This window comes from Halomonas pelophila, assembly GCF_040196315.1.
Lineage (GTDB): Bacteria > Pseudomonadota > Gammaproteobacteria > Pseudomonadales > Halomonadaceae > Halomonas > Halomonas pelophila.
The window spans coordinates 181,593-200,340 of record NZ_JBEGCI010000005.1 but is presented as its reverse complement, the minus strand read 5'-3'; the positions used below and the strand labels follow the sequence as shown (position 1 = coordinate 200,340).

Sequence of the window (18,748 nt, the reverse complement as noted above, 5' to 3'; positions counted from 1 at the left end):
CAATCGGCCGGCTGACTTCGCCGCGTCGAGGCGGTATCCTAGCGGGCTTTGCGCGGCTCACCGCGAGCCGCCCACGACGCCCCTCTTCCGGACCGAAACGTCTCATGCAGCGTGCCGACTTCCACTACGAGCTCCCCGAGGCGCTGATCGCGCGCTATCCCTCCGAACAGCGCAGCGACTGCCGCCTGCTGTGCGTCGATGGCAAGAGCGGAACTCTCGCCCACCGCCGCTTCCCCGACCTGGTCGAGCTGCTCGAGCCCGGCGACCTGCTGGTGTTCAACGATACTCGGGTGATTCCCGCCCGCCTGCATGGCCACAAGGCCAGCGGCGGCAAGGTGGAGATGCTGCTCGAGCGCCCGCTGGACGCCCACCGCGGCCTGGCGCACCTGCGCTCGAGCAAGTCGCCGAAGCCCGGCACCGAGCTGATCTTCGAGGGCGACATCCGCGCCGTGGTGGAGGGGCGCCGGGACGCCCTGTTCGAGCTGCGCTTTCTCGGCGAGACGCCGCTGATCGCGCTGCTCGAGGCTCACGGCCACATGCCGCTACCGCCCTATATCACCCGCGAGGATGAGCTGGCCGACCGCGAGCGCTACCAGACCGTCTATGCGCGCCGCGACGGCGCGGTGGCCGCGCCCACCGCCGGCCTGCACTTCGACGAGCCGCTGCTCGAGCGGCTGGCCGAGAAGGGCGTGGAGAGCGCCTACGTCACCCTGCACGTGGGCGCCGGCACCTTCCAGCCGGTGCGCGCCGACGACATCCGCGAGCACCACATGCACAGCGAGTGGATCGAGGTGAGCGAGACCGCCTGCGAGCAGGTGCGCCGCGCCCGAGCGGCGGGCCGCCGGGTGATCGCGGTAGGCACCACCAGCGTGCGCTGCCTGGAGTCGGCCTGCCTGAAGAGCGGCGCTGATCGTCAACAGGGGGACGAGATCGCCCCCTACCGCGGCGAGACCGACATCTTCATCTACCCGGGCTACGAGTGGCGGGTGGTCGACGCTCTGGTGACCAACTTCCACCTGCCGGAGTCGACCCTGCTGATGCTGGTGTCGTCCTTCGCCGGCTATGACACGACGATGGCGGCCTACCGGGAGGCGGTGGCCGAGCGCTACGCCTTCTTCAGCTACGGCGACGCCATGTTCCTGGAGCGCGCGCGCTGAGCCGCCCGTTCTCTTTCGACCATCCTTTTCGGACCGCCCTGACACCCGGGCCCCGCCTGCCGTTAGCACGGGGTCCCTTCGAGGCACAGCGAGACTCCCATGCGTAAAGAGAGCTTCATGACATTCGAGCGCCTGGCCAGCGACGGTCGGGCCCGGCGCGGCCGCCTGACCTTCCCGCGGGGCACGGTGGAAACGCCGGCCTTCATGCCGGTGGGCACCTATGGCACCGTCAAGGGCATGACGCCCGAGTCGGTCAAGGAGATCGGCGCCGAGATCATCCTCGGCAACACCTTCCACCTCTGGCTGCGCCCCGGCACCGAGGTGATCGAGGCCCACGGCGACCTCCACGACTTCGCCCAGTGGGACAAGCCCATCCTCACCGACTCCGGCGGCTTCCAGGTCTTCTCGCTGGGCGCCATGCGCAAGATCACCGAGCAGGGCGTGCACTTCCGCTCGCCGGTGGACGGTGCCAAGGTGTTCATGGGCCCCGAGGAGTCCATGGCCGTGCAGCGCTCGCTGGGCTCCGACGTGGTGATGATCTTCGACGAGTGCACGCCCTACCCCGCCACCGAGAAGGAAGCCGAGCTCTCCATGCAGCGCTCGCTGCGCTGGGCGATGCGCTCCCGCGAGGCCCATGGCGACTCGCCCTCGGCGCTGTTCGGCATCATCCAGGGCGGCATGTACCCGGAGCTTCGCGAAGCCTCGCTCAAGGGCCTCCTGGAGATCGGCTTCGATGGCCTGGCCATCGGCGGCCTCTCCGTCGGCGAGCCCAAGGAGGAGATGATCAAGGTGCTCGACTACCTCCCGACCTGGATGCCGGAGGACACCCCGCGCTACCTGATGGGCGTGGGCAAGCCCGAGGACCTGGTGGAGGGCGTGCGCCGCGGCGTCGACATGTTCGACTGCGTGATGCCCACCCGCAACGCGCGAAACGGCCACCTCTTCACCGCCGAGGGCACGGTCAAGATCCGCAACGCCAAGCATCGCCACGACACCGGGCCGCTGGAAGAAGGCTGCGACTGCTACACCTGCCAGAACTTCTCGCGCAGCTACCTTCACCACCTCGATCGCTGCGGTGAAATGCTCGGCTCGATGCTCAATACCATCCACAACCTGCGCCACTATCAGCGCCTGATGGCCGGTTTGCGCGGTGCCATCGAAGCGGGTACATTGGCGAACTTCGTGGAAGGCTTCTATAAGCAGCGCGGCCTGCCGGTTCCTCCCGCACCGAATTGACCCATGACCGGCCCGCCGGGCCGGTCATCCATACCTTTATTCATCACTCAGGAGATCGTCATACATGCTGGACTTCTTCATTTCCCCGGCCATGGCCCAGGATGCCGGCGCAGCCGGTGGCGGCATCGCCCAGATCGTCATGCTGGTCGGCTTCGTGGCCATCTTCTACTTCCTGCTGTGGCGCCCCCAGGCCAAGCGTGCCAAGCAGCACAAGCAGCTGATCGGCAACCTTGCCAAGGGTGACGAGATCGTCATCGGCGGCGGCATGCTGGGCCGCATCACCAAGGTGAGCGACGACAGCGAATTCCTGAGCATGGAAATCGCCGACGGTACCGAGGTCAACGTGCAGAAGAATGCCGTGGCCACCGTCCTGCCCAAGGGCACCATCAAGTCCATCTGACCCGGGCGCCCTCGCCCCCCGTCGCCGGCCACCCCCGGCCGCGGCGGGGGCCGCCCTGCGGCCGGTGCGGCAGGAGCCGCGCGACCGGCTCTCCTCTTCATTGCCCGCCCGGTCCGCCTCGTCAGCCTCTAACGTCCGCAACCTGAGGACAGGGCCCCATGCTCAACCGTTACCCCCTGTGGAAGTATCTGCTGATACTCATCGTCCTCCTCGCCGGCCTGGTCTACTCCCTCCCCAACCTCTTCCCCGAGGATCCGGCAGTCCAGATCAGCAGCGAGCGGGGCGACGCCACCATCGATGAACGCCAGCTCGAGCGCATCCGCAACGACCTCGACGAAGCCGGCATCGAGATCAACGAGGCCGAGCGCGAGGCCAACCGCGTGTTGATCCGCCTCGACAACGCCGACGACCAGATCAGGGCCCGCGACCGCATCGCCGAGATGCTCGGCAGCGACTACGTGGTGGCGCTGAACCTCGCCGAATCGACCCCCGAATGGCTGCAGTCGCTCTCCGCCTCACCCATGACCCTGGGCCTCGACCTGCGCGGCGGCGTGCACTTCCTGCTCGAGGTCGACATGGACGCCGCCCTGGAGCAGCGCCTGGAGGTCAACGCCAGCGCCATGCGCGAGCAGCTGCGCGAGGAGCGGATCCGCTACCGCGACACCCAGATCGAGGGCAACACCGTCTCCATGGCCTTCGCCAACGCGGAGGATCGCGACGAGGCCCGCGTCCTGTTCAGCCGGGAGTTCCCCGAGTTCACCTACCAGAGCGAGGGCGACGATCGCGGCGCGCGGCTGGTGATGACCATGACCGACCAGGCCGTGGACGAGCTCCAGGACTACGCCATCAACCAGAACCTCACCACCCTGCGCAACCGGGTGAACGAGCTGGGCGTGGCGGAGCCGCTGGTACAGCGCCAGGGACCGGACCGCATCGTGGTGGAGCTGCCCGGCGTGCAGGACACCGTGGCCGCCAAGCGCATCGTCGGCGCCACCGCCAACCTCGAGTTCCGCCTCGAGGCGCGCCCGGACACCCCGGACAACGAGACCGAGTCCTTCGAGTTCCGCAACAGCGAGGGCCGCCGCGCCGACCTGATGCGCGACGTGATCATCACCGGCGACAGCGTCTCCAACGCCAACCACAGCTTCGACGAGAACGGCCGCCCGCAGGTCAACATCGACCTGGACGGCACCGGCGGCACGCTGATGAACCGCGCCACCCGCACCAACATCGGCCGCAACATGGCGGTGCTGTTCATCGAGCACAAGACCCGCGAGACCACCCGCATGGTCGACGGCGAGGAGGTCGTCGAGCGCATGCCCTACACCGAGCGCGGCATCATCAGCCTGGCCACCATCCAGAGCGCGCTGGGCAACAGCTTCCGCATCACCGGGCTCGACTCGCCCACCGAGGCGGCCGAGCTCGCCCTGCTGCTGCGCTCGGGCTCGCTGGCCGCGCCGATCTACTTCGCCCAGGAGCGCACCATCGGGCCGAGCCTCGGCGCCGAGAACATCGAGCGCGGCGTGCTCTCGGTGCAGATCGGCCTGCTGCTGGTGGTGCTGTTCATGCTGGCGCGCTACAAGGTCTTCGGGGTCTTCGCCAACGTCGCCCTGGCGCTCAACCTGACCCTGCTGGTGGCCGCCATGTCGCTGCTCGGGGCCACCCTGACGCTGCCCGGCATCGCCGGCATCGTGCTGACGCTGGGCATGGCGGTGGACGCCAACGTGCTGATCTTCGAGCGCATCCGCGAGGAGCTGCGCACGGGGCTCTCGGTGCAGCAGGCCATCCACGCCGGCTACCAGCGCGCCTTCACCTCGATCGTCGATGCCAACATCACCACCCTGCTGGTGGCGCTGATCCTGTTCTCGATCGGCACCGGGCCGGTCAAGGGCTTCGCCGTGACGCTCTCGCTGGGCATCCTGACCTCGCTGTTCACCGCCCTGATGGTGACCCGCGCGATGGTCAACCTGTCCTACGGCGGCAAGCCCATCAAGAAGCTCTGGATTTAAGAGGTGCCTATGAAATCCCTGACACAACGACAGTTCGACTTCATGGGCAAGCGCCGGATCGCCTTCGGGGTCTCGGTGGCGATGCTGCTGGCCGCGGTGGTCGCGATGCTGGCGCTGGGCCTCAACCTGGGCCTCGACTTCACCGGCGGCACCCTGGTCGAGGTGCGCTTCTCAAGCGCCCCGGCGCTGGAGACGGTGCGCCAGACGCTGGAGGCCACCGGCTTCCAGGACGTCGCGGTGCAGACCTTCGGCGCCTCCACCGAGGTGCTGATCCGCCTGCAGCAGGCCTTCGAGGCCGGCGTCGGCGACCAGGTGGTGACCCTGCTGCAGGACGCCGGCCATGACGTCTCGCTTGTGCGCGCCGAGTTCGTCGGCGCCCAGGTCGGCGATCAGCTGCGCGACCAGAGCGGCATGGGCATGCTGGTGGCGCTGGGTATCGTGATGCTCTACGTCGCGGCGCGCTTCCAGTACAAGTTCGCCGTGGGCGCCCTGCTGGCGCTGCTCCACGACGTGATCATCGTGATCGGCGCCTTTGCGCTGTTCGGCTTCGAGTTCGACCTCACGGTGCTGGCGGCGGTGCTGGCGGTGATCGGCTACTCGCTCAACGACACCATCGTGGTCTACGACCGCATCCGCGAGAACATCCGCAAGTCGCGGATCGATGACATGCCGACCATCTTCAACGAGTCCATCAACCAGACCCTGTCGCGCACCCTGGCGACCTCCGGCACCACCCTGCTGGTGCTGCTGGCGCTGGTGATCCTCGGCGGCGACATGATCCACTACTTCGCGGTGGCGCTGATCCTCGGCGTGGTGGTCGGCACCTTCTCCTCCATCTACGTCTCCGCGGCCCTGCTACTGCCGCTGAAGCTGGCGCGGGAGGACCTGATCCCCGCCAAGAAGGAGGACCCGGAGGCCGAGGAGCTGCCCTGACGGCGGCCCTTCTCGCCCCCACCAAAAAGCCACCCTTCGGGGTGGCTTTTTTTTGGTGCGAGGTGAGGCTAGAGCCTCGAATCAAGCCTCGGCGGGTGCCGTCTCGCGGGCACGGCGCACCGCCGCGGAAAGCGAACGGGTCAGCTCGAGCACGCTGCGCGAGGCCTCGGCGGGGCTCTCGGCCCGGGCGACGCTGTCGGTCAGCGCCGAGCCGACCACCACCGCATCGGCGAAGCGGGCGATGCGCTCGGCCTGCTCAGGGGTGCGGATGCCGAAGCCGACGCCGATCGGCAGCGCGGTGCGCGCGCGGATGGCCTCGACTTCCTGCGCCACGCGCTCGGCGGACGGCGCGGCGGCGCCGGTCACGCCGGTGCTGGAGACGTAGTAGAGGAAGCCCGAGGTGTTCTGCAGCACCAGCGGCAGGCGCTGCGCGTCGGTGGTCGGCGTCGCCAGGCGAATGAAGTCGAGGCCGTGGGCCCGGGTCGGCAGGCACAACTCCGCGTCGTGCTCCGGCGGCAGGTCGACGACGATCAGCCCGTCCACGCCGGCCTCGGCGGCCTCGGTCAGAAAGGCCTCGACGCCCATGCAGTAGATGGGGTTGTAGTAGCCCATCAGCACCACCGGCGTGGCGTCGTCGCGCTCGCGCAGCGCCCGCACCATGGACAGCGTCTTGCGCATGTCCTGCCCCCCCTTGAGGGCACGCAGTGTGGAGGCCTGGATGGACGGGCCGTCCGCCATGGGGTCGGTGAACGGCATGCCCAGCTCGATCACGTCGGCGCCCGCCTCGGGCAGGGCCAGCAGGGTCTCGAGGCTGGTGTCGTAGTCGGGATCACCGGCGCTGATGAAGGTGACGAGGCCGGCGCGATCGGCGGCCTTGAGTTCGTTGAAGCGGCGTGCGATACGGTCGTGGCGTTGAGTCATCGCCTCTCTCCTCAGTCGGCCAGCTCGTCGGCCAGGTGGTCGGTGACGGTGGCCATGTCCTTGTCGCCCCGTCCACTCAGGTTCAGCACCATCACGTGTTCCGCCGGCAGCGTCGGCGCCAGCTTGATCGCATGGGCGATGGCGTGGGCGGACTCCAGGGCCGGGATGATGCCTTCCAGACGGCACAGCGTCTTGAAGGCGTCCAGCGCCTCGTCATCGGTCACCGCGACGTACTCGGCGCGACCGGTCTCGTGCAGCCAGGCGTGCTCGGGGCCGATACCCGGGTAGTCGAGCCCTGCCGAAATGGAGTGCGCGTCGGTGATCTGCCCCGCGGCGGACTGCAGCAGGAAGGTACGGTTGCCGTGCAGCACGCCGGGGCTGCCGCCCTGCAGGCTGGCGGCGTGCTTGCCGGTGTCCAGCCCCTCGCCGGCGGCCTCCACGCCGATCAGGCGCACGCCCTCGTCCTCGAGGAACGGATGGAACAGGCCCATGGCGTTGGAGCCGCCACCGATGCAGGCCACCAGGGAGTCCGGCAGCCGGCCTTCCTTCGCGGTCATCTGCTCGCGCACCTCGCGGCCGATCACCGACTGGAAGTCGCGCACCATGGCCGGATAGGGATGGGGGCCGGCCACGGTGCCGATGATGTAGAAGGTGTCCGCCACGTTGGTCACCCAGTCGCGCAGGGCATCGTTCATCGCGTCCTTCAGGGTGCCGGTGCCGCTGGTCACCGGGATCACCTTGGCGCCCAGCAGCTTCATGCGCTGCACGTTGACCAGCTGGCGGTCGATGTCGGTGCTGCCCATGTAGATGATGCATTCCAGGCCGAAGCGGGCGGCCACGGTGGCGGTGGCCACGCCGTGCATGCCGGCCCCGGTCTCGGCGATGATGCGCTTCTTGCCCATGCGCCGGGCGAGCAGCACCTGGCCGATGCAGTTGTTGATCTTGTGCGCGCCGGTATGCATCAGGTCTTCGCGCTTGAGGTAGATCCGGGCGCCACCCAGCTGCTCGGTCAGCCGCTCGGCGAAATAGAGCGGGCTCGCTCGCCCGATGTAGTCGCGGTGCAGTGCCTCCAGCTCGGCGTGGAAATCGGGATCCTGCTTCGCCGACTCATAGGCCGCCTGAAGCTCGAGGATCAGCGGCATCAGGGTTTCGGCGACGAAGCGACCGCCGAAGCGGCCGAAGAAACCATCGGCATCGGGGGCGAGTTCGGCGGTCGGGTGCGGCAGACCCATGGTGACGACTCCTGACTGGTGAGGTTGGCCACCAAGATAAAGCGCGCCGCGGCCCTGTGATAAGCGATCATTGCGCGCTAATCTGTGAGAAAAGCTGACATGTCAGGAGCCCGCCTTGAGCGATCGACTGCCCTCGCTGAATGCCCTGCGCGCCTTCGACGAGACGGCCCGCACGCTCAGCGTCAGCCGCGCCGCCGAGGCCCTCCATGTGACCCATGGCGCGGTCAGCCGCCAGCTCAAGCAGCTCGAGGCGCAGCTCGGGGTGACGCTGTTCCGGCGCCAGGGCCGCGGACTGGTGCTGACCCAGGAGGGCGAGCTGCTGCGTGCCTCGACCTCACAGGCCTTCGAGCGGCTCGGCCAGGCCTGCACCCAGCTGCGCCGACGCGCCTCGGAGGCGCCGCTGGTGCTCGGCTGCCCCGGCAGCTTCCTCGCCCGCTGGTTCATCCCCCGGCTGGATCGCCTGAAGGCGCAGTGCCCGAACCTGAACCTGCACCTCACCGCCGACGAGGAAGTGGCTGGCCGGCTTGGCACCGACGTGGACGCCGTGCTGCGCTTTGCCGAGCCGCCCTGGCCCGACGACGTGCGGGTGGTCGAGCTGGCGCCGGAGCGCATGGGGCCTGTGCTGGCGCCGGAACGGCTAGACCTGCCCGATCCCGCTGCCGCCGACCTCACGACGCTGCCGATGCTGCATACCCAGTCGCGCCCCCAGGCCTGGGCGCAGTGGTTTGCGGCAAAGGGCCTGGACCCCGCCACGATGCGCCATGACCAGTCGTTCGAGCACCTTAACTACATGCTCGAGGCAGCCCTGGTGGGCCTGGGTGTCGCCATCGCGCCGTCTTACCTGGTAGAGGAGGACCTGCGCACCGGGCGGCTGATCGCGCCCTGGGGCTTCATCGAGACGCCGGCCCGGCTCGGCCTGTGGCTGCCGCCGGGCCCGCCACGGCGGGATCTTGCGTGGCTCACCGAGTGGCTGACACAGGAACTGGACCGCTCCCCCGCCTGACGACCCGACAGCGAGTCACCAGCGACGGGGGACGGATGCCCTTCTCACGATGGTTGCCCTTCTCACAACGCAGACGCCCCCACGGCAGGGCCGTGGGGGCGTCTCGTGATCCGCCGACGTCGTCGCTCAGAAGTGCGGCTTGAGCTGCTGCACCAGGGCCTTGTAGAGGCGCGGGCCGGCGGCCATCAAGCGCCCCTCGACCTCGACGCTGGGCTGGCCATCGGGGGTGCCCATCAGCGCGCCACTCTCCTTGAGCAGCAGCGAGCCGACGTGCAGGTCCTGCTCCTCGAGGCCCAGCACGAAGGCGGCGTCCGCCCGCCCGGCGGCCAGGTCGGCCATGTCGAGCAGGCCGCTGCCGGAGGCGCGCTGCTGCTCGATCTGCGGGCCGAGCTGCTGGACCAGGGTCAGGTAGGAGGGCAGATAGCGCGAACGCAGCCAGGTCTCGGGCAGGCCCATGGCGACGCGGGTGCCGCTCACGGCGGTGGGCTTGGTCACGCGCAGGCGCTTGCCGTTGAGCTGGGCACCGCGACCGCGGCTGGCCAGATATTCGTCGTCGCTGAAGGGGCAGATCACCACCGCGTGCTCCGGACGGCCCTTGACGAGACACACCACCGACATGGCGAAGCCGGGGGCGGCGACGCTGAGATCGGAGTAGCCGTGGAAGGGTTCGATCTTCCAGAGGGTGTCGGCGCCTTCGCCCTCGCCGGCGCGATGAGGGGTGAAGCGCCCCTGGACGCCGTGCTGGGGGTAGCCGCGGGCGAGCTGACGAACGATCAGCGTCTCGGCGTTGCGGGCGGCGTCCTCGAGCAGGCGGTCGAGGCTGGGCTCCTGGTGGGAGTTCTCGATTCGCTCGCGGATGCGCAGGAATTGTTCGCCGGCACTGCGTGCGGCACGCAGGGCGAATTGGACCATCGGATGCATGATCGGGCCTTGGGGAGTCGGTGGTGTTAAAGAACGGAACGGCGCGAATCCTAGCAGAAGCGCATCGGATGCGCCATTCGTGGCGACCGGCCGCCATGCTAGAATCGCCGCTCTCCGTTTCTCCAGGATCCACAGGCCCCCACCATGCTCGAGCGCATCCGCATCGTCCTGATCGGCACCAGCCACCCCGGCAACATCGGCGGCACCGCCCGCGCCATGCACAACATGGGGCTGGCCGACCTGGCCCTGGTGGCGCCGCGCTGCGAGCCGCTCACCGCCGACACCGTCTCGCGCGCCTCGGGGGCCGACCATATCGTCCACGCGGCGCGCACCGTCGAGAGCCTCGAGCAGGCGGTGGGCGATTGCACCCTGGTGGTCGGCGCCAGCGCCCGCTCGCGCACCCTGCCCTGGCCGATGATCACGCCCCGGGCGCTGGGCGAGCGGCTGCCCGCGGAGCTCGCCGACCCGGCGGCCCGCGTGGCGCTGGTCTTCGGCCGCGAGGACAGCGGCCTGACCAACGCCGAGCTGCAGCGCTGCCATGCCCACGTGCATATCCCCACCAACCCCGACTTCAGCTCCCTGAACCTGGCCGCCGCGGTGCAGGTGCTGGCCTACGAGTGCCGCCAGGCCTGGCTCGGCCAGCAGCAGACGAGCGAGCCGGCCGAGGCGGCGACGACCGCGCCGCTGGCCAGCCACGAGGAGCTCGAGCGCTACTTCGCGCACCTCGAGCGCACCCTGATCGGCATCGGCTTCCACGACCCGGCCATGCCGCGCCAGCTGATGGCCCGGCTGCGCCGCTTCACCCTGCGGGCCCGCCCCGAGCGCATGGAGCTCAACATCCTGCGCGGCATCCTCACCGCCACCGAGCAGCAGGCCGAGCGCCAGCAGGACGTCGACGCCTCGGGCGACGCTTCGCCGGGCGACGTTTCACCGGGGCAGTGACCCGCGCGTCTTGAAGCCGGCGCGGCGCGCCCCCACTATGAAGGCCATTCCCCTTCGCCACGCCACCCAAGGACCGCCGCATGCTTCAACGTCTGCGCGAGGACATCAACAGCGTATTTGCCCGCGACCCGGCGGCTCGTAACTTCCTGGAAGTGCTGACCAACTACCCGGGACTGCATGCCTTGCTGGCGCATCGGCTGAGTCACTGGCTGTGGCGAAAGAACCTGAAGTGGCTGGCGCGCACCCTGTCGCAGCTGGCGCGCCTGCTGACCGGCATCGAGATCCACCCCGGGGCGACGATCGGTCGGCGCTTCTTCATCGACCACGGCATGGGCGTGGTGATCGGCGAGACCGCCGAGGTCGGCGACGACGTCACCCTCTACCAGGGCGTGACCCTGGGCGGCACCAGCTGGAACAAGGGCAAGCGCCACCCGACCCTGGAGGACGGCGTGATCGTCGGCGCCGGCGCCAAGATCCTCGGCCCCTTCACCGTGGGCACGGGGGCCAAGATCGGCTCCAATGCGGTCGTGACCAAGGAGGTGCCGGCCGGCGCCACCGTGGTCGGCATCCCCGGCAAGGTGGTCCAGCGCAGCCAGCCCGACGACCCCGAAGCGATCGAGGTGGATCCCGAGCGCCGCGAGGCGATGCGCCGCAAGTTCGGCTTCGACGCCTACGGGGTCAGCCAGGACATGCCCGACCCGGTGGCCCGCTCGATCCAGGCGATGCTCGATCACATGCACGCCGTGGACGAGCGCATCGAGCGCATGTGCACCACCCTGCGCAAGGTCGACGCCAGCTATCGCGACGGTCGCCTGCCGGAGCTGCGCGATGAGGACTTCGCCGACATCCTCGACGACGTCGACGGCGGCTGCCCGCCGGCCCAGGGGCCGGACGACACCCCCGCCGACACGTCCAAGAGCCCGCAGCAGGAGCAGGAGGCGTCCCCGCGCCGGCGCAATGGTTGACCATGATACTCGGCCTTTATCATAATGGCCGATCACGTTCATTGACTGCCGACCCGCGCGTCGGTGCCGAGGTGAGTTCCTCATGCGCCTGACCACCAAGGGACGCTACGCCGTCACCGCCATGCTCGACCTGGCCATGAATGCCGAGTCCGGCCCCATCAGCCTCGCCGACATCTCCAAGCGCCAGGAGATCTCGCTCTCCTACCTGGAGCAGCTGTTCGCGCGGCTGCGCCGCGCCGGGCTGGTCGGCAGCGTGCGCGGCCCGGGCGGCGGCTACCTGCTGGCCATGGCGCCGGATGAGATCACCGTGGCCCGCGTCATCCAGGCCGTCAACGAATCGGTGGACTCCACCCGCTGCGGCGGCCTCTCGGACTGCCAACAGGGCGACACCTGCCTGACCCACCACCTGTGGTGCGAGCTGTCCGAGCATATCCACGACTTCCTCGAGCGGGTCACCCTGGGACAGCTGGCCGGGCGCGAGGAGATCCTCGAGATCGCCAGCCGCCAGCAAGGCCGCCGTGACGACGGCATCCTGGCCTCGACCCTCTGAGCCGCCACCCCTGCCACCCAACCCCGGAATCGACTGCGAGCCCATGAGCGCACACGTCTACCTCGATTATGCCGCCACCACCCCGGTCGACCCGCGGGTTGCGGAGGTCATGAGCCGCTACCTCACCCTGGACGGCATCTTCGCCAATCCCGCCTCGCGCAGCCACATGCTGGGCTGGCAGGCGGAGCAGTCGGTGGAGAGCGCGCGTCGCCAGGTCGCCGACCTGATCGGCGCCGACCCCCGCGAGATCGTCTGGACCAGCGGCGCCACCGAGGCCGACAACCTGGCGCTGACCGGCTTCATGCGCGCCAACCGCGCCCATGGGCGCCACCTGATCACCTCCACCATCGAGCACAAGGCGGTGATCGATACCGCCAAGGCGCTGGAGGACGAGGGCTTCGAGGTGACCTGGCTCGCCCCCGGCCGCGACGGTCGCATCACGCCGGCGCAGCTTCGCGAGGCCATGCGCGAGGACACCGTGCTGGTCTCGCTGATGGCGGTGAACAACGAGCTCGGCGTCATCCACGACCTGGCGGCGCTCTCCGAGGTGGCGCACGCCGGCGGCGCGATGTTCCACGTCGACGCCGCCCAGGCGGTGGGGCGCACCCCGCTGGACGTGGCGCGCCTGGGCATCGACCTGATGTCGCTCTCCGGCCACAAGGCCTACGGCCCCAAGGGCATCGGCGCGCTCTACGTGCGGCGCAGCCCGGACCTGCGCATCGAGGCGCTGATCCACGGCGGCGGCCACGAGCGCGGCATGCGCTCGGGCACCCTGCCGACCCACCAGATCGCCGGCATGGGCGAGGCCTTCGCCCTGGCCGTCGCCGAGGGCGAGGCCGACCAGGCCCGCATCACCGCGCTGCGCGACCGCCTGCTGGACGGCCTCGGCGACCTCGACGGCATCCACCGCAACACCGCGATCGAGGCCTCGGTGCCCAACATCCTCAACCTGGCCTTCGAGGGCGTCGACGGCGAATCGCTGCTGATGACGCTGCGCGACATCGCGCTCTCGACCGGCTCGGCCTGCAACTCGGCCAGCGTCGAGCCATCCTACGTACTGAAGGGCATCGGCGTGCCGCGCGCGCTGGCGCTGGCCTCGCTGCGCTTCAGCTTCGGCCGCTTCACCACCGAGGCCGACATCGACCGCACTCTGGACGCCCTGCGACATGCCCTCAAGGGGCTGCGTCGCCGGGCGGTCTGACCCTATCCCGACCAGGAGAGAGACCATGGCGCATCTTTCGATCACCACGTCCGCCGCCGAGCAGATCCACCGGGTGCTCGACGAACGCGGCCACGGCCTGGGCCTGCGGGTCTCGGTCAAGCCCAGCGGATGCTCGGGCTACAGCTACGTGCTCGACTTCGCCGACGAGGCCGCCAACGACGACGTGACCTTCGAGGAGCACGGCGTGACCGTCTTCGTCGCCCCCGAGGCGCTGGAGATGCTCGACGGCAGCGAGGTCGACTACGTCACCGAGGGGCTCAACCGTTTCTTCCGCTTCAACAACCCCAACGTCAAGGACGAGTGCGGCTGCGGCGAGAGCTTCAGCGTCTGAACGGCGTCGGCGTCTGAACGATTGTTCAACGTCGGCTCGGGGCGTTATAATCCCCGCCCCGTCGGCGAACCGCGCCGAACCGCCGGATCGCCGGCCGCTCTATCCGATTCGCCGCGCCGTCCCACGCTCCCGACAGCGGAGCCGCGGACGGCGCGGCGCTATCCATCGTCATAAGACGCCCATGTCGCGTCGCCAGACGACAACAGATCCAATCCTACGCTAGCCCGATCCGCGGCTAGCCCGAGTCCAACCGGAGACATGCCCCATGGCTAACCAGCGCACCCTGTCCATCATCAAGCCCGACGCCGTTGCCAAGAACGTGATCGGCGAGATCGAGAGCCGCTTCGAGAAGGGCGGCCTGAAGATCGTGGCCGCCAAGATGATGCAACTCTCCGAAGAGAAGGCCGGCGGTTTCTACGCCGAGCACAAGGAGCGCCCCTTCTTCGGCGATCTGGTCGGCTTCATGACCTCCGGCCCGGTGATCGTGCAGGTGCTCGAGGGCGAGGACGCCATCGCCAAGAACCGTGACCTGATGGGCGCCACCAACCCGAAGGAAGCGGCCGCCGGCACCATCCGGGCCGATTTCGCCGAGACCATCGACGCCAACGCCGTGCACGGCTCCGATTCTCCGGAATCCGCCGAGCGCGAGATCGCCTACTTCTTCGAGGCCGACGAGATCTGCGCACGCTGATCCCGCCTCTCCCGCGGGGGTGCTTCCACCCCCGCCCTGCCCCACCGATGCGCTGACCACCATGACCGACACCACTGCTCCCCGACTCACCAACCTGCTCGGCATGACGCGCGAGGAGATGGAAGCCTTCTTCCTCTCCATCGGCGAGAAGAAGTTTCGTGCCGCCCAGATGTTGAAGTGGATCCACATCGAGGGCTGCGACGACTTCGCGGCCATGACCAACCTCTCCAAGGCGCTGCGGACTCGCCTGGCCGAGGTCGCCGAGATTCGCGGCCCGGGCGTGGTCTACGAGGGCTCGTCGAGCGACGGCACCCGCAAGTGGGTGCTCGAAGTGGAAGACGGCAGCTACGTGGAGACGGTGCTGATTCCCGCCGACAACGGCAAGCGCCGCACCCTGTGCGTCTCTTCCCAGGTCGGCTGCTCGCTGGACTGCAGCTTCTGCTCCACCGGCAAGCAGGGTTTCCAGCGCAACCTCACCGCCGCCGAGATCATCGGCCAGGTGTGGGTGGCTCAGCGCAGCGTGGGGCCGCGCCGCGACACCGCCAACCGCCCCGTCACCAACGTGGTGATGATGGGCATGGGCGAGCCGCTGCTGAATTACGACAACGTCGTGCCGGCCATGAAGCTGATGCTCGACGACGACGGTTACGGCCTCTCCAAGCGCCGCGTCACGCTCTCCACCTCCGGGGTGGTGCCGATGCTCGACAAGCTCGGCGACGAGCTCGACGTGAGCCTGGCCGTCTCGCTGCACGCCGCCAACGACGAGCTGCGCAACGAGCTGGTGCCGCTCAACCGCAAGTACAACATCCGCAGCCTGCTCGATGCCTGCCACCGCTACCTGGCCAAGTGCCACGACACGCGCCAGGTGACCATCGAGTACACCGTGATCAAGGACGTCAACGACCAGCAGGAGCATGCCGAGCAGCTCGCCGCCCTGCTCGAGGAGTTGCCGTGCAAGATCAACCTGATCCCGTTCAACCCCTTCCCGCACTCGGGCTACGAGAAGCCGTCGCGCAATCAGGTGATGCGCTTCCAGCAGTGGCTCTATGAGCTGGGCTACACGGCGATGATCCGCTCCACCCGCGGCGACGACATCGATGCCGCCTGCGGCCAGCTGGTGGGTCGCGTCAAGGATCGCACCAAGCGCCATGCGCGCTACATCCAGTCGATCCAGATCGACGCCGACTGAGCGGGGGGCGCCTTGACTTCAACCGGTCTCGGCGCTTTGATGGACGGGCCTTTTTTCACCGTCGGCCGCGTGTCGAACACCTCCCGCGGCCCTCGGTTGCGTGCCTATCTGGAGAGGATGCCATGACCCCTTGCCCGAGCATGACCGGCCTTCGGCAGTTACCCGCCGCCCTCATGCTGCTGGGCACGCTGTGGCTGTCCGGCTGTGCCACCCAGGCCAACCTGCCCGCGGACGACGGCGGCGACGCCGCCGAGGCCTACACCCGCCTCGGCGTGGCCTACCTGGAGCGCGACAACCTGCCCCGCGCCATGAACGCCCTGGACCGCGCCCTTCAGATCGACCCCGGCGATGCCGAGGCGCTGCAGGCCATGGCCATGGTCCACCAGCGCCAGGGCGAGGGGGCACTGGCCGGCGAGATGTTCCGCCGCGCCATCGAGGCCGACCCGACGTTGACCCGCACGCGCAACAACTACGCCGCCTTCCTGTATGATCGGGGCCGCATTGCCGAGGCCTGCGAGCAGCTCGAGCGCGCCTCCGAGGACACCCAGTACGCGAATCGCGGCCAGCTGTTCGCCAACCTCGGCCAGTGCCGCCTCGAGATGGGCGACGTCACCGCCGCTCGCCAGAGCCTCGCCCGCGCCCAGGCCATCGATCCGCGCGGCGCGCGCAGCTATCTGCTGCTGGCCGAGCTCGAGGCCGCCGAGGGCAACCTCGAGCGCGCCGAACGGCAGCTGGAGCGCTACATGCGCCTGGCCGGCCCCCGGGTCGAGGCCCTGCGCCTGGCCCACGACGTGGCCCGCCGCCGCGGCGACGCGGCGACCGCCGACTTCTATGCCGATCAGCTGGAGGGCACCCGTGCCGGGCCCTGACCACCGTTTTCTGACGAAGGATGCTCAGACATGAGCGACATTCATAACGACGCTGCCGCCGAGACCACGCCCCGCCTGGCCTCGCCCGGCGAACTGCTGCGTCGCGAGCGCGAGTCCCAGGGGCTCGATCGCGACGAGGTGGCCGACGCCCTCAATCTGCGCCCGGCGGTGATCCAGGGGCTGGAGAACGACAGCTACGAGGAAGTGCCCGTCCCCGCCTATCGCCGCGGCTACCTACGCAGCTACGCCCAGCTGCTGGGCATCGACGACCGCGCGGTCCTCGACGCCTACAAGACCCACTTCGGTAGCAACGACGTCGAGCATCGGGTCACCCCCGTGCAGATCAACCGGCCGCCCTCGCGGCTCGGCGCCTGGCTGTTCCGCCTGGTCACCCTGCTGGTGATCGCCGGCATGATCGGCCTGACGCTGATGTGGTGGCAGAGCCGCGGCGGCAGCCAGCCGCCCACCCCCGGCGACAGCGGGCCGGTGGCGGTGGACAGCCTCGACGGCAGCACCACCATCACCGAGAATCCCGGCGCCGCCAACGACGAGTTGCCGCCGCTGCCCGACGAGGGGAGCGATCTCGGCCTGGTCGACGAGAGCGCCTCCGACGAATCGGCGCAGGCCTCCGCCGCGACCGGCGACGAGGCTCAGGCACCCGCCGAGGGCAGCGACGAGCCGACCGTTACCGACAGCGACGCGACCGCCGCCGAGCCCACCGCCGAGGGCGACGCCCCGGCGGCCGATGACGCCACCGACGTGGCCGCGAGCGATGCCGACGCCGCCGAGGCGACCGAGACCGCCGATACCAGCGTGCTGGAGCTGACCTTCAACGAGCAGTCCTGGACCGAGATCTTCGATGCCGACAACCAGCGCATCTTCGTCGGCCTCCAGCAGCCCGGCACCTCGGCCCGGGTCGAGGGCACGCCGCCGTTTCGCCTGACCGTGGGCAACGCCACCGGCGTCGAGCTGAGCTGGGGCGGCGAGCCCGTCGACCTCATGGCCCGCGCCGGCGCCAACAACGTCGCCCGCTTCACCCTGGGAGAATGATTCCGTCATCATGCACGCACAATCCCCCATCGTTCGTCGCAAGTCGCGCCAGATCCACGTCGGCAAGGTGCCGGTCGGGGGCGACGCTCCCATCTCCGTCCAGAGCATGACCAACACCGACACCCTGGACGTGGCCGCCACCGTGGCCCAGATCCGCCAGCTGGAGGCCGCCGGCGCCGACATCGTGCGCGTCTCGGTGCCCGACATGGACGCCGCCGAGGCCTTCGGGCGCATCAAGCGCGAGGTCGAGGTGCCCCTGGTCGCCGATATCCACTTCGACTACAAGATCGCCCTGCGCGTCGCCGAGCTCGGCGTCGACTGCCTGCGCATCAACCCCGGCAACATCGGCCGCGAGGAGCGCGTGCGCGCCGTGGTCAGCGCCGCCCGGGACAACGGCATCCCGATCCGCATCGGCGTCAACGCCGGTTCGCTGGAGAAGGACCTGCAGAAGAAGTACGGCGAGCCGACTCCCGAGGCACTGGTCGAGTCGGCGATGCGCCACATCGACCACCTCGATCGCCTCGACTTCCAGGAGTACAAGGTCAGCGTCAAGGCCTCCGATGTGTTCATGGCCGTGGCCGCCTACCGCCAGCTCGCCACCCGCATCGAGCAGCCGCTGCACCTCGGCATCACCGAGGCCGGCGGGCTGCGCTCGGGCACCGTCAAGTCCTCCATTGGCCTGGGCATGCTGCTGATGGACGGCATCGGCGACACCATCCGCGTGTCGCTGGCCGCCGATCCCGTCGAGGAGATCAAGGTCGGCTTCGACATGCTCAAGAGCCTCAAGCTGCGGGCCAAGGGCATCAACTTCATCGCCTGCCCCAGCTGCTCGCGCCAGAACTTCGACGTCATCGGCACCATGAATGCCCTCGAGGAGCGCCTCGAGGACGTCATGACGCCGCTGAACGTTTCGGTGATCGGCTGCGTGGTCAACGGCCCGGGGGAGGCCAAGGAAACCGACGTCGGCCTGACCGGCGGCTCCCCGGCCAACCTCGTCTACCTCGACGGCAAGCCGGCCAGCAAGCTGCGCAACGACCACCTGGTCGACGACCTGGAGCGGCTGATCCGCGACAAGGTCCGCGAGAAGCAGCAGGCCGAGCAGGACGTGATCGCCCGGGACGCCTGAG

Annotated in this window: 19 protein-coding genes; 16 read left to right on the top strand and 3 right to left on the bottom strand. The window is 69.1% G+C overall.

Going from position 1 to position 18,748, the window contains the following annotated elements:
• Positions 1-104: 104 nt before the first annotated feature.
• The 5 genes from queA to secF all read left to right on the top strand — a co-directional run bounded on the left by queA (position 105) and on the right by secF (position 5,735).
• Positions 105-1,157: a tRNA preQ1(34) S-adenosylmethionine ribosyltransferase-isomerase QueA gene (gene queA / locus ABE957_RS07465; protein ID WP_349758042.1), complete on the top strand. Its 1,053-nt coding sequence runs from the start codon at positions 105-107 to the stop codon at positions 1,155-1,157.
• 117 nt (positions 1,158-1,274) lie between these two features.
• Entirely contained in the window at positions 1,275-2,393 is a 1,119-nt protein-coding gene (tgt, locus tag ABE957_RS07460) for a tRNA guanosine(34) transglycosylase Tgt (RefSeq protein ID WP_349758041.1), read from the top strand.
• A gap of 64 nt (positions 2,394-2,457) precedes the next feature.
• On the top strand, positions 2,458-2,793 hold the full coding sequence (gene yajC, locus ABE957_RS07455) for a preprotein translocase subunit YajC (protein WP_349758040.1): 336 nt from the start codon (positions 2,458-2,460) through the stop codon (positions 2,791-2,793).
• 158 nt (positions 2,794-2,951) lie between these two features.
• Positions 2,952-4,802, top strand: coding sequence for a protein translocase subunit SecD (gene secD / locus ABE957_RS07450; RefSeq protein WP_349758039.1), 1,851 nt, complete (start codon positions 2,952-2,954; stop codon positions 4,800-4,802).
• 9 nt (positions 4,803-4,811) lie between these two features.
• The gene (gene secF, locus ABE957_RS07445) at positions 4,812-5,735 is read left to right on the top strand and encodes a protein translocase subunit SecF (protein ID WP_349758038.1); all 924 of its coding nucleotides are present in this window, start codon (positions 4,812-4,814) and stop codon (positions 5,733-5,735) included.
• Positions 5,736-5,816: 81 nt separating this feature from the next.
• Here secF and trpA read toward each other — a convergent pair whose 3' ends face one another.
• Together trpA and trpB are read right to left on the bottom strand one after the other, a co-directional pair.
• Positions 5,817-6,656 (bottom strand): tryptophan synthase subunit alpha, encoded by an 840-nt coding sequence (gene trpA / locus ABE957_RS07440; RefSeq protein ID WP_349758037.1) that lies wholly within the window; start codon positions 6,654-6,656, stop codon positions 5,817-5,819.
• A gap of 11 nt (positions 6,657-6,667) precedes the next feature.
• The gene (trpB, locus tag ABE957_RS07435; protein ID WP_349758036.1) at positions 6,668-7,888 is read right to left on the bottom strand and encodes a tryptophan synthase subunit beta; all 1,221 of its coding nucleotides are present in this window, start codon (positions 7,886-7,888) and stop codon (positions 6,668-6,670) included.
• Between the two features lie 115 nt (positions 7,889-8,003).
• Here trpB and ABE957_RS07430 point away from each other — a divergent pair, with 115 nt between their 5' ends.
• Positions 8,004-8,891, top strand: a complete 888-nt coding sequence (locus ABE957_RS07430) for a LysR family transcriptional regulator (protein WP_349758035.1) — start codon at positions 8,004-8,006, stop codon at positions 8,889-8,891.
• A gap of 126 nt (positions 8,892-9,017) precedes the next feature.
• On the opposite strand, the gene ABE957_RS07425 is transcribed toward ABE957_RS07430, so the two are convergent.
• Positions 9,018-9,812 carry an inositol monophosphatase family protein gene (locus ABE957_RS07425; RefSeq protein WP_349758034.1) on the bottom strand — a complete coding sequence of 265 codons (795 nt, stop codon included), beginning with the start codon at positions 9,810-9,812 and terminating at the stop codon, positions 9,018-9,020.
• 144 nt (positions 9,813-9,956) lie between these two features.
• Between ABE957_RS07425 and trmJ the strand changes: the two genes are divergently transcribed.
• The 10 genes from trmJ (at position 9,957) to ispG (ending at position 18,747) form a co-directional block, all read left to right on the top strand.
• Positions 9,957-10,754, top strand: a complete 798-nt coding sequence (trmJ, locus tag ABE957_RS07420) for a tRNA (cytosine(32)/uridine(32)-2'-O)-methyltransferase TrmJ (RefSeq protein ID WP_349758033.1) — start codon at positions 9,957-9,959, stop codon at positions 10,752-10,754.
• An 80-nt stretch (positions 10,755-10,834) separates the two neighbouring features.
• On the top strand, positions 10,835-11,719 hold the full coding sequence (gene cysE, locus ABE957_RS07415) for a serine O-acetyltransferase (protein ID WP_349758032.1): 885 nt from the start codon (positions 10,835-10,837) through the stop codon (positions 11,717-11,719).
• 82 nt (positions 11,720-11,801) lie between these two features.
• Entirely contained in the window at positions 11,802-12,269 is a 468-nt protein-coding gene (iscR, locus tag ABE957_RS07410; RefSeq protein ID WP_349758031.1) for a Fe-S cluster assembly transcriptional regulator IscR, read from the top strand.
• A 43-nt stretch (positions 12,270-12,312) separates the two neighbouring features.
• Complete coding sequence (locus ABE957_RS07405; RefSeq protein WP_349758030.1) at positions 12,313-13,470, top strand: aminotransferase class V-fold PLP-dependent enzyme; 1,158 nt, start codon at positions 12,313-12,315, stop codon at positions 13,468-13,470.
• A 25-nt stretch (positions 13,471-13,495) separates the two neighbouring features.
• Positions 13,496-13,822, top strand: coding sequence for a HesB/IscA family protein (locus ABE957_RS07400; RefSeq protein ID WP_089850057.1), 327 nt, complete (start codon positions 13,496-13,498; stop codon positions 13,820-13,822).
• Positions 13,823-14,087: 265 nt separating this feature from the next.
• Positions 14,088-14,513: a nucleoside-diphosphate kinase gene (gene ndk / locus ABE957_RS07395; protein ID WP_349758029.1), complete on the top strand. Its 426-nt coding sequence runs from the start codon at positions 14,088-14,090 to the stop codon at positions 14,511-14,513.
• Between the two features lie 61 nt (positions 14,514-14,574).
• On the top strand, positions 14,575-15,702 hold the full coding sequence (rlmN, locus tag ABE957_RS07390; RefSeq protein WP_349758028.1) for a dual-specificity RNA methyltransferase RlmN: 1,128 nt from the start codon (positions 14,575-14,577) through the stop codon (positions 15,700-15,702).
• 122 nt (positions 15,703-15,824) lie between these two features.
• Positions 15,825-16,571 (top strand): type IV pilus biogenesis/stability protein PilW, encoded by a 747-nt coding sequence (pilW, locus tag ABE957_RS07385; protein WP_349758027.1) that lies wholly within the window; start codon positions 15,825-15,827, stop codon positions 16,569-16,571.
• A 30-nt stretch (positions 16,572-16,601) separates the two neighbouring features.
• Entirely contained in the window at positions 16,602-17,621 is a 1,020-nt protein-coding gene (locus ABE957_RS07380; protein ID WP_349758026.1) for a RodZ domain-containing protein, read from the top strand.
• A gap of 10 nt (positions 17,622-17,631) precedes the next feature.
• Positions 17,632-18,747 carry a flavodoxin-dependent (E)-4-hydroxy-3-methylbut-2-enyl-diphosphate synthase gene (ispG, locus tag ABE957_RS07375; RefSeq protein ID WP_349758025.1) on the top strand — a complete coding sequence of 372 codons (1,116 nt, stop codon included), beginning with the start codon at positions 17,632-17,634 and terminating at the stop codon, positions 18,745-18,747.
• Position 18,748: the final 1 nt, after the last annotated feature.

Excerpts from the sequence above, each read along its gene's own strand:
- queA (WP_349758042.1), top strand. The coding sequence starts at position 105 with ATGCAGCGTGCCGACTTCCACTACGAGCTCCCCGAGGCGCTGATCGCG.
- tgt (WP_349758041.1), top strand. The coding sequence starts at position 1,275 with ATGACATTCGAGCGCCTGGCCAGCGACGGTCGGGCCCGGCGCGGCCGC.
- yajC (WP_349758040.1), top strand. The coding sequence starts at position 2,458 with ATGCTGGACTTCTTCATTTCCCCGGCCATGGCCCAGGATGCCGGCGCA.
- secD (WP_349758039.1), top strand. The coding sequence starts at position 2,952 with ATGCTCAACCGTTACCCCCTGTGGAAGTATCTGCTGATACTCATCGTC.
- secF (WP_349758038.1), top strand. The coding sequence starts at position 4,812 with ATGAAATCCCTGACACAACGACAGTTCGACTTCATGGGCAAGCGCCGG.
- trpA (WP_349758037.1), bottom strand. The coding sequence starts at position 6,656 with ATGACTCAACGCCACGACCGTATCGCACGCCGCTTCAACGAACTCAAG.
- trpB (WP_349758036.1), bottom strand. The coding sequence starts at position 7,888 with ATGGGTCTGCCGCACCCGACCGCCGAACTCGCCCCCGATGCCGATGGT.
- ABE957_RS07425 (WP_349758034.1), bottom strand. The coding sequence starts at position 9,812 with ATGCATCCGATGGTCCAATTCGCCCTGCGTGCCGCACGCAGTGCCGGC.
- trmJ (WP_349758033.1), top strand. The coding sequence starts at position 9,957 with ATGCTCGAGCGCATCCGCATCGTCCTGATCGGCACCAGCCACCCCGGC.
- cysE (WP_349758032.1), top strand. The coding sequence starts at position 10,835 with ATGCTTCAACGTCTGCGCGAGGACATCAACAGCGTATTTGCCCGCGAC.
- iscR (WP_349758031.1), top strand. The coding sequence starts at position 11,802 with ATGCGCCTGACCACCAAGGGACGCTACGCCGTCACCGCCATGCTCGAC.
- ABE957_RS07405 (WP_349758030.1), top strand. The coding sequence starts at position 12,313 with ATGAGCGCACACGTCTACCTCGATTATGCCGCCACCACCCCGGTCGAC.
- ABE957_RS07400 (WP_089850057.1), top strand. The coding sequence starts at position 13,496 with ATGGCGCATCTTTCGATCACCACGTCCGCCGCCGAGCAGATCCACCGG.
- ndk (WP_349758029.1), top strand. The coding sequence starts at position 14,088 with ATGGCTAACCAGCGCACCCTGTCCATCATCAAGCCCGACGCCGTTGCC.
- rlmN (WP_349758028.1), top strand. The coding sequence starts at position 14,575 with ATGACCGACACCACTGCTCCCCGACTCACCAACCTGCTCGGCATGACG.
- pilW (WP_349758027.1), top strand. The coding sequence starts at position 15,825 with ATGACCCCTTGCCCGAGCATGACCGGCCTTCGGCAGTTACCCGCCGCC.
- ABE957_RS07380 (WP_349758026.1), top strand. The coding sequence starts at position 16,602 with ATGAGCGACATTCATAACGACGCTGCCGCCGAGACCACGCCCCGCCTG.
- ispG (WP_349758025.1), top strand. The coding sequence starts at position 17,632 with ATGCACGCACAATCCCCCATCGTTCGTCGCAAGTCGCGCCAGATCCAC.